11 protein-coding genes are annotated in these 11,283 nt (G+C 70.2%); all 11 read left to right on the forward strand.

Annotation, left to right across the window (positions count from 1 at the left end):
* The first annotated feature begins 53 nt into the window (after positions 1-53).
* Entirely contained in the window at positions 54-2,294 is a 2,241-nt protein-coding gene (locus AX721_RS15085) for a TonB-dependent receptor (protein WP_068876812.1), read from the forward strand.
* A gap of 260 nt (positions 2,295-2,554) precedes the next feature.
* Entirely contained in the window at positions 2,555-3,238 is a 684-nt protein-coding gene (locus AX721_RS15090; protein WP_068876813.1) for a heavy metal response regulator transcription factor, read from the forward strand.
* Positions 3,235-4,668, forward strand: coding sequence for a heavy metal sensor histidine kinase (locus AX721_RS15095; protein WP_068876814.1), 1,434 nt, complete (start codon positions 3,235-3,237; stop codon positions 4,666-4,668). Before AX721_RS15090 ends, AX721_RS15095 begins: the two co-directional genes overlap by 4 nt.
* Before the next feature lie 144 nt (positions 4,669-4,812).
* Positions 4,813-5,271 carry a (2Fe-2S)-binding protein gene (locus tag AX721_RS15100; protein ID WP_068876872.1) on the forward strand — a complete coding sequence of 153 codons (459 nt, stop codon included), beginning with the start codon at positions 4,813-4,815 and terminating at the stop codon, positions 5,269-5,271.
* Between the two features lie 10 nt (positions 5,272-5,281).
* Positions 5,282-7,447, forward strand: coding sequence for a molybdopterin cofactor-binding domain-containing protein (locus AX721_RS15105; protein ID WP_068876815.1), 2,166 nt, complete (start codon positions 5,282-5,284; stop codon positions 7,445-7,447).
* Complete coding sequence (locus AX721_RS15110; RefSeq protein ID WP_068876816.1) at positions 7,444-7,746, forward strand: c-type cytochrome; 303 nt, start codon at positions 7,444-7,446, stop codon at positions 7,744-7,746. Before AX721_RS15105 ends, AX721_RS15110 begins: the two co-directional genes overlap by 4 nt.
* The gene (locus AX721_RS15115; RefSeq protein WP_068876817.1) at positions 7,733-8,995 is read left to right on the forward strand and encodes an NAD(P)/FAD-dependent oxidoreductase; all 1,263 of its coding nucleotides are present in this window, start codon (positions 7,733-7,735) and stop codon (positions 8,993-8,995) included. Before AX721_RS15110 ends, AX721_RS15115 begins: the two co-directional genes overlap by 14 nt.
* On the forward strand, positions 8,992-9,435 hold the full coding sequence (soxX, locus tag AX721_RS15120) for a sulfur oxidation c-type cytochrome SoxX (protein ID WP_068876818.1): 444 nt from the start codon (positions 8,992-8,994) through the stop codon (positions 9,433-9,435). Before AX721_RS15115 ends, soxX begins: the two co-directional genes overlap by 4 nt.
* Before the next feature lie 3 nt (positions 9,436-9,438).
* The gene (locus AX721_RS15125; protein ID WP_068876819.1) at positions 9,439-9,912 is read left to right on the forward strand and encodes a SoxY-related AACIE arm protein; all 474 of its coding nucleotides are present in this window, start codon (positions 9,439-9,441) and stop codon (positions 9,910-9,912) included.
* A complete protein-coding gene (soxZ, locus tag AX721_RS15130; protein WP_068876820.1) occupies positions 9,912-10,232 on the forward strand; it encodes a thiosulfate oxidation carrier complex protein SoxZ in 321 nt (106 codons plus the stop codon). The genes AX721_RS15125 and soxZ overlap by 1 nt, the downstream gene beginning before the upstream one ends.
* On the forward strand, positions 10,232-11,017 hold the full coding sequence (soxA, locus tag AX721_RS15135; protein ID WP_082765593.1) for a sulfur oxidation c-type cytochrome SoxA: 786 nt from the start codon (positions 10,232-10,234) through the stop codon (positions 11,015-11,017). Before soxZ ends, soxA begins: the two co-directional genes overlap by 1 nt.
* The last annotated feature ends 266 nt before the right edge of the window (positions 11,018-11,283 follow it).

An 11,283-nucleotide genomic window follows, 5' to 3' on the forward strand; every position in this document is an offset into this window, starting at 1 on the left:
ACTTGGGCGTAAAATTCGGCGAGACAGCCGGGGCGTCCGAGGGGGAGGACGACATGGGAATCCGCAAAATCGGGCATCTGGCGGCGTTTTCGGGGGCGAGCCTTCTGGCCTTGGCGCTGGCCGCGCCGGGCGCCGCCCAGACCACGATTGAAGAGCTGGTGGTCACCGCGCAAAAGCGCGAGCAGCGCCTGATCGACGTCGGCGCCTCGGTGGCCAGCCTGGACGGCGAAGCGATCCGCGCGGCCCGGATCGAGAGCTCCGCAGATCTCGCCACCCAGATTCCCAACGTCGATGTGAAGCAGAACATCCCGGGCGCCCAGGCGATCGTCACGGTGCGCGGCGTCGGCCTGAACGACTTCTCGTCGACCAACAACTCGACGGTCGGCCTCTACGTCGACGAGGTGTTCCTCTCCTCGTTCGCCCAGATGGACTTCAACTTCTTCGATCTCGACCGGATCGAAGTGTTGAAAGGCCCACAGGGCACGCTCTACGGCCGCAACTCCACGGCCGGAGCGATCAACATCCTCTCGGCCGCGCCGTCTCTGGCCGGGAATTCGGGCTACCTCAGCGCCTCGGCCGGCGCCTACGAACGCTTCGAGGCCGAGGGCGCGGCCAACATCGCCGCCGGCGAGACCCTCGCCTTCCGTCTGTCGGGCAAGGCCGTGAACCAGGGCGAAGGCTTCTGGTATTCCCGCACCCAGCGGCGCGATCTGGGCGAACAGGACATCCTGCTGGGCCGCGCCCAGATGCTGTGGAAGCCCGACGAGCGGCTGTCGGCGCGGCTGAAGTTCGAGGTGGAGAAAAACCGCTCGGAGCTCGGCGTCGGCAAGTTCTTCGGCACGGTCTCGACCAACGCCGCGCCCTGCCCCGACTTCGCCAACCCCGGCCACTGCGTGAATAGCCACGGCTACACCGACACGACGCGCGACAAGTTCGAGGGCGACTGGGGCAGCCCCACGCCCTATCGCGTCAGCCAGTGGAACGGGACGGGCCGGATCGACGCGGACCTGGGCTTCGCCGACCTGGCCGCGGTGACCGGCTATATCAATTTCAAGCGCAGCTTCCATATCGACGCCGACGCCTCCCCCACCGTCGACGCCGAGTTCGACCAGAACGACAAGGTCGAGCAATTCAGCCAGGAGGTCCGTCTCTCGGGCGAGACCGGCCGCGCCACCTGGATCGTCGGCGCCTACTACTCCTGGGACCGCGTGAAGACCTTCGCGCCCGGCCAGTTCAACGACACCTTCAACACCCACGTCCTAATCACCGCCGACCAGGAGACCAGGAGCCAGGCCCTGTTTGGCCAGGCCGATTGGACGATCACCGACCAGCTCACCTTGGTCACCGGCGTCCGCTACACCGACGAGGAGCGCGAGTACGTCGGCGGCACGCGTGACCTGAATCCATTTGGCCTCTCATTCCTATGCCTGGCCGTCGGGGCCTGCGCGCCGGGCACCGGGCAGACCCAGCTGTCGTTCATCGACGCCGAGATCAGCGACAAGAACTGGTCGTGGCGCGCCGGCCTGAACTTCAAGCCCAACGACGACACCCTGCTCTACGCCCTCGTGTCGCGCGGCGTGAAGAGCGGCGGCTTCTTCAACGGGATCACCACGTCCAGCTTCGCGCTCGCGCCCTACGCGCCGGAGAAGCTCACGGACTACGAGGCGGGCTTCAAGGCGCGCCTCTTCGACCGCTCCCTGTCTCTCGAGGCCAGCGCCTTCTGGTACGACTACGAGGACCTGCAGACTCAGACCTTCACGAACGTCGGCGCGGTCTCGCTCATCAAGCTGGGCAACGTCGACAACGCCACCGTGAAGGGCCTCGACATCCAGGCGATCTGGTTGCCCGTCGACGGCCTTTCGCTCAACGCTGGCGTCGGCCTGCTGGACACCAAGCTGGGCGCGTTCCGCACCGCCGGGCCGGCCGGCCCGATCACCGTGCCCAAGGGCAACGAACTGCCCAATGCGCCGGACGTGACTCTCAACCTGAAGGCTCGCTACGAATGGCAAGTGATGGGCGACTGGACGGCGGCCGTCCAGGGCGGCGCCCACTACTCGGACGAGGTGTTCAAGGAAGCGCTGAACACGTCCTACCTCTCGGCCGACGACCACTGGATCTTCGACGCGCGGGCCTCGCTCGCCTCGGCCTCGGGCTGGGAAGTGGCGGTGTGGGCCAAGAACCTCGGCGACAAGGCCTATGTGGCGCAGGTCACCGACAACGGGATCGGCATGGGCTACCGCATCTTCAACGCGCCCCGCACCTACGGCGTCACGCTGACCAGGCGGTTCGACTAGGGAGTCCCTTCTCCTCGGCCGGGAACCCAGTTTCCGGACAGTTTTGTCATCTGGGCGTCAGCCCGGTGACCGACGGCCTCACCTAGGGTGCGAGCCAGCGTTGTCGGGACCTTGCGGCGCGCCGTCGACCAAGTCGCTGCGAGCTGGGCTACGGACAAGCGTCGGGCAGAGGTATCGGGGCCGCCGAACCCTCTGTACCTTGGCGCGGGCGCCGGCGAGGTGGCGCCGTCCGAAGTCCTTGAGCGCCGGACCCGAGAGCCATGAAGATCCTCATCGTCGAAGATGAACCCAAGACCGTGGCGTTCCTCCGCAAGGGGCTGGGCGAACATGGCTATGTCGTCGACTTCGCGAGCGACGGCGAGGACGGCCTGCACATGGCCGAGACGGGCGACTACGACGCCATGGTGCTGGACGTGATGCTGCCGCGGCTCGACGGCGTCACGCTGTTGGAGCGCCTCCGGCGCCACCGCGACACGCCGGTCATCATGCTGACCGCCCGCGACGCCGTCGACGACCGGCTGCGGGGCCTCGGCGCCGGCGCGGACGACTACCTCGTGAAGCCGTTCTCGTTCCTGGAACTGGTGGCCCGCCTGCAGGCCATCATGCGCCGCGGCCGCAACGAGGCCACGCAGATTACGGTTGGAGACCTCCACATCGACCTGCTCGCACGCCGCGCGACGCGGGCCGGCCGTCGGCTCAACCTCACGGCCAAGGAGTTCGCGCTGCTGGCGGCGCTGGCGCGGCGTCGTTCGCAGATCGTCTCGAAGACGGCGATCACCGAGCTGGTGTGGGACATCAACTTCGACACCAACACCAATGTGGTCGAGGTAGCGATCAAGCGCCTGCGCGCCAAGCTCGACGGTCCCGGACAGGCCAAGCTGCTGCACACCGTCCGCGGCATGGGCTACGTCCTGGAAGACCAGGACGAGGAGCGCGCCCGATGATGGCTTCGATCGCCGGGCGCCTGGCGCTCATGTTCGCGGTGACAGCCGGGATCGTCTCGACCTTGGCCGGCATCGCCCTCTTCCTCTTCCAGACCTACGAGCTGCGCCGGCATCAGGCGCAGGAGCTTCGCGCGCGCTTCGAGATCCTGGAGACCTTGGTCGCCCACAGCGACTCGGCCAAGTGGCCGGGGCTGGCGACCAAGCTGAACTCCTTCGCCACCACCGACGGGCGTCTCAAGTACCGGGTCGAGAGCCTCGATCCGCGGTTCCGCCACGAGGGAGCTTTCCCCCGGAACGCTAACATCCAGGTCGGGCGCGACGGGTTCGGCCGCCTGGACATCGGAGAGCGGACCTACATGACCGTGGCGGGGACGGTCGCCGCCTACGGCGACCGCGCACCGGTCCGGCTGATCATCGCCGCCGACATGGCCCCGGTGAACCGCACCAGCCTCATGCTGGGCGTGGCGGTGCTGGTCGTCTCGGTCGTGACGGTGCTGACGGTGAGCCTGCTGGGCTGGTGGATCGCGCGCCGAGGACTGGCGCCCGTCGACCGGCTCTCCCGCCACGCCCGCAACCTCAACCCCGAGGACCTGGACCTGCGGCTGCCCGACGACGCCATGCCGGCTGAGCTCGTGGGGCTGGTGACCGCTTTCAACGACGCCCTGGAGCGGCTGCAGCAGGCCTATGTGCGGCTGTCAGCCTTCAACACCGACGTCGCCCACGAGCTGCGCACGCCCCTCGGCAACCTCATCGGCCAGACCCAGGTGGCGCTCTCCCGCACGCGACGCGCCGGCGAGCTGGAGGAGGTGCTGCAATCGAACCTCGAGGAGCTCGAGCGGCTGCGCAGCATCATCAGCGACATGCTGTTCCTGGCGCGGGCGGACCAGGGCGCCATGGCCGCCAACCTCACGCCCATCTCTCTCGCCGCCGCCACCCGCAAGAGCGCGGAGTTCCTGGACGTCCTGTTCGAAGAGGCGGGAATGGCCCTGGCGATCGAGGGCGACGCCGCCGTCGCGGTGGAGCGGTCGCTCTTCGAGCGAGCGATCACCAACCTGCTCCACAATGCGATCCGCCACGGTCACGGCCCCGGCCGCGTGACGGTCCGCATCGAGGACAGCGGCCCCCTGGTGACGATCGGCGTCCGCAACCCCGGCGGACCGATCCATGAGAGCCGCCTCGCGCGACTGTTCGACCGCTTCTACCGGTTGGACCCGGCGCGGGAGAACAGCGGAGAGAGCCATGGGCTTGGCCTGGCGGTCGTGAAGGCCGTGGCCCTGATGCACGGGGGCGGCGTGTTCGCGCGCTGCGAGGAGGGCGAGATCGTCGTGGGCTTCCAGGTCCGCAAGCGCGACGCCGCCGGGAGCCTGCTTCCCGTCGCGCCCCGAGGCGCGGCCGAGACCGCCGACCCGCAGCTGACCGCCGCGGAATGAGCCGCGGGCCCGGCACGCAATCGTGAGGCCGCGCTGGCTGACTCGATTGTCATTTCGAGGTCAGTCTTGCGACCGGCGCGGCGGCTGAAGATCGCCGCCGTGGTCGAGAGCGGCGCCGAGGCGCCTGACCGATGGGAGACCGACGTGGCGCGATTGACGATCAACGGGAAGGCCCAGGACCTGCAGGTGGAACCGGACACACCGCTGCTCTGGGCTCTGCGGGAACAGGCCGGCCTCACCGGGACGAAGTACGGCTGCGGCGTCGCCCTCTGCGGGGCCTGCACGGTCCACGTCGACGGCGTGGCGGTGCGATCGTGCGCGATGCCCGTCAGCGCCGTGCAGCCGACCCAGAACATCGTCACCATCGAGGGCCTGTCGTCGGACGGCTCGCATCCGGTGCAGCAGGCTTGGCTCGCTCTCGACGTGCCGCAATGCGGCTATTGCCAGACCGGCATGATCATGGCGGCGGCCGCCCTGCTGCGCGACAAGCCGCGCCCCACCGACGCCGACATCGATGCGGCGATGACCAACATCTGCCGCTGCGGCACCTACAACCGCGTACGCGCGGCCATCAAGCGCGCCGCCGGCGTGCGGACCGCTTGAGGAGCTTGGCATGACCGCCCGCACGCTCGTGTCCCGCCGCGGCTTCGTCGTCGGCTCCGCCGCCGTCGGCGGCCTCTCCCTGGGCTTCCACATCCCCTTCGGCCAGGCGGCCGCCCAAGGCGCCGCGGCGCCTGAGGTCAACGCCTGGGTCGTGATCAAGCCCGACGACACCGTGGTGATCCGCATCGCCCGGTCCGAGATGGGGCAAGGCACGCTCACCGGCCTCGCCCAGCTCGTCGCCGAGGAACTGGAGTGCGACTGGTCGAAGGTGACCACCGAGTACCCGACGCCCGGGCAGAACCTCGCCCGCAAGCGCGTGTGGGGCAACTTCTCGACCGGCGGCAGCCGCGGCGTGCGCGAGTCACACGAATACGTCCGCAAGGGCGGTGCGACGGCGCGCGAGATGCTGATCGCCGCCGCGGCGCAGCAGTGGGGCGCGCCAGCGGCCGAATGCCGCGCCGCCAAGAGCGTGATCACCCATCGGCCCAGCGGCCGCACCACCACCTTCGGCAAGGTGGCCGTGGCCGCGGCGAAGATGACGCCGCCCGCCGACGTGGTGCTGAAGGACCCGAAGGACTGGACGATCGCCGGCAAACCGCTGCCGCGTCTGGACACGGCCGACAAGCTCACCGGCAAGCAGGTCTATGGCGTCGACGTGGTGCTCCCGGGGATGCTCAATGCGGCGGTCAAGGCCTGTCCGGTGTTCGGCGGCAAGCTCGCGCGCTTCGACGCCAGCGCGGTGTCGGGTCGTCCCGGCGTGCGGCGGGTCGTGGCCGTCGGCGAGAACGCCGTCGCGGTGGTCGCCGACACCTGGTGGCGGGCGAAGTCGGCGCTCGACGCCCTGCCCATCACCTGGGACGAGGGGCCGAACGGCGCCCTCGACACCGCTGCGATCACGGCGATGCTGACCGAGGGGCTGGACGCGAAGGAGGCCTTCGTCGACACCCGGGCCGGGGATGTGGCGGGCGCGCTCGGCAAGGCGGCCAAGGTGGTGACGGCGACGTACGCCTATCCCTACCAGCACCACGCCACGATGGAGCCGATGAACGCCACGGCCCGCTACACGCCGGACCGGTGCGAGGTGTGGGTGCCGACCCAGAACGGCGAGGCCAGTCTCGCGGCCACGGCGGAGGCCTCGGGCCTGCCGATCGAGAAGTGCGAGGTCTACAAGCTGCATCTCGGCGGCGGCTTCGGCCGGCGCGGCAACTTCCAGGACTACATCCACCAGGCCGTGGCGCTGGCCAAGGAGTTCCCGGGCACGCCGATCAAGCTGATCTGGTCGCGCGAGGAGGATATGCTCCACGGCCAGTATCATCCGACAACCCAATGCAAGTTCACCGGCGCGCTGGATGCGCAGGGGCGCGTGACCGGGTTGCACATGCGGATTTCCGGACAGTCGATCCTGGCGGCGGTCCGCCCGGAAGGCATGGCCCAGGGGAAGGATCCCATCATCTTCCAGGGGCTCACCGTCTCCAGCCCGGAAGGGTCGATCGGCTACGGCATCGACAATCTCCTGATCGATCACGCCATGCGCAATCCTGCCGTCCCCCCGGGCTTCTGGCGTGGCGTGAACCTGAACCAGAACGCCTTCTACCTTGAGTGCTTCATCGACGAGCTCGCCCATGCGGCGGGGCAGGACCCGCTGGCGTTCCGCCGGCAGCTGATGGCCGGCCGGCCCAAGCACCTGGCGGTGCTGGATGCGGTGGCCCGCGGCATCGACTGGGACAGGCCGGCGCCCAAGGGCCGCCACCGCGGCCTGGCCCAGATCATGGGATTCGGCAGCTATGTGGCCGCTGCCGCCGAGGTGTCGGTGACCGACGGTCAGCTCAAGATCCACCGCATCGTGGCCGCCACCGATCCCGGCCATGTGGTCAATCCGGAACAGGTGGCGCGGCAGGTGGAGGGCTCGTTCGTCTACGGCCTCTCGGCGGCGCTGCACGGCGAGTGCACGATCAAGGGCGGCCGCGTCGAGCAAGAGAACTTCGACACCTATCGCGTCATGCTGATGGCCGAGATGCCGGCCGTGGAAACGATCCCCATGCCTTCGGGGGGTTTCTGGGGCGGTGTCGGCGAGCCCACCATCGCGGTGGCCGCGCCCGCGGTGCTCAATGCCGTGTTCGCCGCGACGGGCAAGCGCATCCGCCGCCTGCCGCTACGCGATCAGCTCGCGACATGAGGGCAGCCGTGCGGGCCGGCGTCTGCGTCCTGGCCATGGCGGCGACTTCCCCCGCCGTCGCGGCCGCGCCCGCCGGCGCCAGCTCGTGCACCGGCTGCCACGGCGGCGGAGGGGTGGTGGCAGCGCTCGACGGCCGTCCCGCCGCGGAGCTGGTCGCGGCCATGGCCGCGTTCCGCGCGGGGGGGCGGACCGCCACGGTGATGGGCCGCATCGCCAAGGGCTTCAGCGACGCCGAGGCCCGGGCGATCGCCGACTGGTTCGCGGCGCAACCCGGCAGGGCGCGCCGTGCCCAGCCGTAGGCGCGTCCTCGCCGGCTTGGCGGCCGGCGCCGCGACACTGTCCTCGGGACGCGCCGCCGCCCAAGCAGGGGGACGCGTCGTGGTCGTCGGCGGCGGCTTTGCGGGGGCGACCTGCGCCCGCGCGCTCAAGACCGAGGCCCCCCGGCTCACCGTCACCATCGTGGAGCCGAACGCCCGCTTCCTGGCCTGTCCCCTTAGCAACGGGGTGGTCGCGGGTTTGCGGCCGCTGGAGGCTCAGAGCTTCGCGTACGGCGGGATCGAAGGCGCAGGCGTGCGGATTGCGCGCCAGGCCGCGGTGGCTGTCGATCCGACGCGCCGGCGGGTCCGCCTCGCCGACGGATCCGACATCGCCTACGACCGCCTGGTGATCGCCCCCGGCGTCGACCTCGATTTCACGGCCCTGCCCGGATACGACGCAGCCGCGGCCGAGGTCCTGCCACACGCCTGGAAGGCCGGCGAGCAGACCCTGCTGCTGCGCCGGCAGCTGGAGGCCATGGACGACGGCGGCCTCTTCGTCATGGCGATCCCGGCCAATCCCTTCCGTTGCCCGCCCGGACCCTACGAGCGGGCGAGCCTGGTCGCCCACTACCTGAAGACCCGCAAGCCACGCTCCAAGCTGTTGCTGCTCGACGCCAAGGACAACTTCTCGAAGCAGCGGCTGTTCGAGGCGGCCTGGCGGGAGCTCTACCCCGGCATGATCGAGTGGGTCTCCCTCTCGTTCGGCGGACGTGTCACGGCGGTGGACACATCCACCCGGACACTGCGGACGGAGTTCGGGGAGCATCGCGCCGCGGTGGCCAATGTCATCCCGCCGCAGCGCGCCGGGGCCATCGCCCAGGCCGCCGGCGTGGCCGACGCCACCGGCTGGTGTCCGGTCGACCCGGTCACCTTCGAGTCCCCGCTGCAGCCTGGCGTCCACGTGATCGGCGATGCCGCGATCGGAGGCGCCATGCCCAAATCGGCCTTCACCGCCAACGCCCAGGCCAAGGTTTGCGCCAGCGCGATCGTGGCCCTGCTGGCAGGCGCCGCGCCGGCGACCCCGAAGCTCATCAACACCTGCTACAGCCTGGTCGCGCCCGACTACGGGATTTCGATCGCCGGGGTGTACGAACCGCGGGGTGGCCTGCTCGCCGAGGTCCCGGGCTCCGGCGGCGTCAGCCCCCTGGACGCGCCCAGGGAGGTCCGCGCCCTGGAGGCGAGCTACGCGGAGGGCTGGTTCCGGACGATCACCTCCGAGGTGTTCGGATGACGCGGGCGGCCGGCGCCCTGGCGCTCGCCCTGCTGGCCGGCCCGGCCTCGGGCGCCGAGCCGCTGCAGCGCTTCGAGGTGCGCGGCGACGCCATCCCCGCCAGCCTCACCGGCCGGCCGGGCGATCCCGAGCGGGGCCGCGAAATCGTCGGCGATCGGCGGCGCGGGCTCTGCCTGCTGTGCCATACGGGCCCGTTCCCGGACGCGCATCTGCAGGGCGACCTTGCGCCCGATCTGCGCGGCGCCGGCGCACGGCTCACCGAAGGCCAGCTCCGCTTGCGCATCGTCGACATGAAGGCGTTGAATCCCGCGAGCCTGATGCCGGCCTACTATCGGGTCGATGGGCTGCAGCGTGTCGGACCGGCCTGGCGCGGCCGGCCGGTGCTGAGCGCCGAGGAGATCGAGGACGTGGTCGCCTATCTCGTCACCCTGAGGTCCTGAGCGATGGGCCGCCTGTCGCCTGCCGACGGCCGCGTCGACCGCCGCGCCGCGCTCGTCCTCGCGACGGGCGGTGTGGCGGTCATGCTGCTGCCCGGCGCCGCCCTGGCGCGCGAGCCGCTCCACGCGGTGATGCGCCGCTTCGCCGACGGCGCCCGCATCCAGCCTGGGCGCGTGCGCCTGGAGGTTCCGCCGCTGGTCGAGAACGGCAACGCCGTGGGCGTCACGGTCCGGGTCGACAGCCCCATGACGGCGGCCGACCACGTCCGCCGCATCGCCCTTTTCAACGACAAGAACCCCCAGCCGGACATGGCCGTGTTCCACCTGGGTCCCCGGGCAGGACGCGCCCACGTTTCCACCCGCGTCCGCCTGGCCACCAGCCAGGCCATCGCCGCCGTCGCCGAGCTCAGCGACGGAAGCTTCTGGTCGGCGGAAGCCAACGTGATCGTGACCCTCGCCGCCTGCATCGAGGAGCTGTGATGGCCCGCACGCTCGTCAACGTCCCCAAGACCGCGCGGCCGGGTGAGGTGATCGAGATCAAGGCCATGATCGCCCACCCGATGGAGACCGGCTATCGGCAGGACGCCCAGGGGCGGCCGCGACCGCGCCACATCATCCGGCGCTTCGCCTGCGTCTACGACGGCGCCGAGGTCTTCGCGGCCGACTTCTACCCGGCGGTATCGGCGAATCCCTTCGTCGCCTTCACCACCGTGGCGACCCGCAGCGGTGTGCTCACCTTCTCCTGGACCGACGACAAGGGCGTGACCGAAACGGCCACGGCCGAGATCGCCGTGGGCTGATGCGGGCGGGCGCTCCTCTCGTCGTGGGCCTGGCGGCGGTCGGCTTCTGCGGCGCGGTCGCCCTCGCGGCCCAGGAGAGGGCCGACGGGCCGCGGTCCGGCCTCGACTTCATCTCACCGGAGACCCGGGCGATGCAGGCGGACGACACCGCCAACCCCGGAATGCTGTGGGTCGAGGACGGCAAGCGGCTCTGGGCGGCGACCGACGGACCGTCCGGGCAGTCCTGCGCGTCTTGCCACGGCGACGCGGCGAGGAGCATGCGCGGCGTGGCGACGCGATATCCCGCCTTCGATCCGCGCCGGAAGCGGCCGGTGGACCTGCAGGGACGCGTCAACGGCTGCCGGCAGGAGAAGCAGGGCGCCGCGCCGCTGCCGGCCGAGAGCGAGGAGCTTCTGGCCTTGACCGCCTATGTCGCCCACCAGTCCCGCGGCCTGCCGATCGCGCCGCCGGGCGACCCGCGGCTTACGCCGCATATCGAGAACGGACGCCGCCTTTACGAACGGCGCCTCGGGCAGCTCGACCTCTCCTGCGCCGCCTGTCACGACGCGCTGGCCGGGAAGCGCCTCAGCGGCAGCCTTGTCCCGCAGGCGCATCCGACTGCCTATCCGCTATACCGGCTCGAGTGGCAGACCGTGGGCTCGCTGCAGCGGCGCTTCCGCAACTGCATGATCGGCGTGCGGGCGGAGCCGTTCGACTACGGGTCGGCAGAGTTCGTCGATCTCGAACTCTACCTCATGTCCCGGGCTCGCGGCCTCCCGATCGAGACACCGGGCGTTCGGCCCTGACGCACGTACCGGGAAGGCGTTCCCCAGCGCCTGGACCGCGCTCCAAGCGGCGCTCTGCGCCGCCGTGCTTCTCGGCCGCCGCAATGACATTGAACAGAACGACAGACTCCGGACGGCGGCGCTGCAGCTGAGACAAATCTGCCCCCGCTGAAGCGCCAAACGGGCAAACACCCCTGACCGTCCAACCTTCGCCGCGCGCGACAAAAGCGATCCATTGCGATTGACTCGCAAATGCAAATAGAGCACCTGCGAATGGTTCGCAAATA

The organism is Phenylobacterium sp. CCH9-H3, assembly GCF_001557235.1.
GTDB lineage: Bacteria > Pseudomonadota > Alphaproteobacteria > Caulobacterales > Caulobacteraceae > Phenylobacterium.

Excerpts from the sequence above, each read along its gene's own strand:
- soxX (WP_068876818.1), top strand. The coding sequence starts at position 8,992 with ATGACGCGGGCGGCCGGCGCCCTGGCGCTCGCCCTGCTGGCCGGCCCG.
- AX721_RS15125 (WP_068876819.1), top strand. The coding sequence starts at position 9,439 with ATGGGCCGCCTGTCGCCTGCCGACGGCCGCGTCGACCGCCGCGCCGCG.
- soxZ (WP_068876820.1), top strand. The coding sequence starts at position 9,912 with ATGGCCCGCACGCTCGTCAACGTCCCCAAGACCGCGCGGCCGGGTGAG.
- AX721_RS15090 (WP_068876813.1), top strand. The coding sequence starts at position 2,555 with ATGAAGATCCTCATCGTCGAAGATGAACCCAAGACCGTGGCGTTCCTC.
- AX721_RS15110 (WP_068876816.1), top strand. The coding sequence starts at position 7,444 with ATGAGGGCAGCCGTGCGGGCCGGCGTCTGCGTCCTGGCCATGGCGGCG.
- AX721_RS15095 (WP_068876814.1), top strand. The coding sequence starts at position 3,235 with ATGATGGCTTCGATCGCCGGGCGCCTGGCGCTCATGTTCGCGGTGACA.
- soxA (WP_082765593.1), top strand. The coding sequence starts at position 10,232 with ATGCGGGCGGGCGCTCCTCTCGTCGTGGGCCTGGCGGCGGTCGGCTTC.
- AX721_RS15105 (WP_068876815.1), top strand. The coding sequence starts at position 5,282 with ATGACCGCCCGCACGCTCGTGTCCCGCCGCGGCTTCGTCGTCGGCTCC.
- AX721_RS15085 (WP_068876812.1), top strand. The coding sequence starts at position 54 with ATGGGAATCCGCAAAATCGGGCATCTGGCGGCGTTTTCGGGGGCGAGC.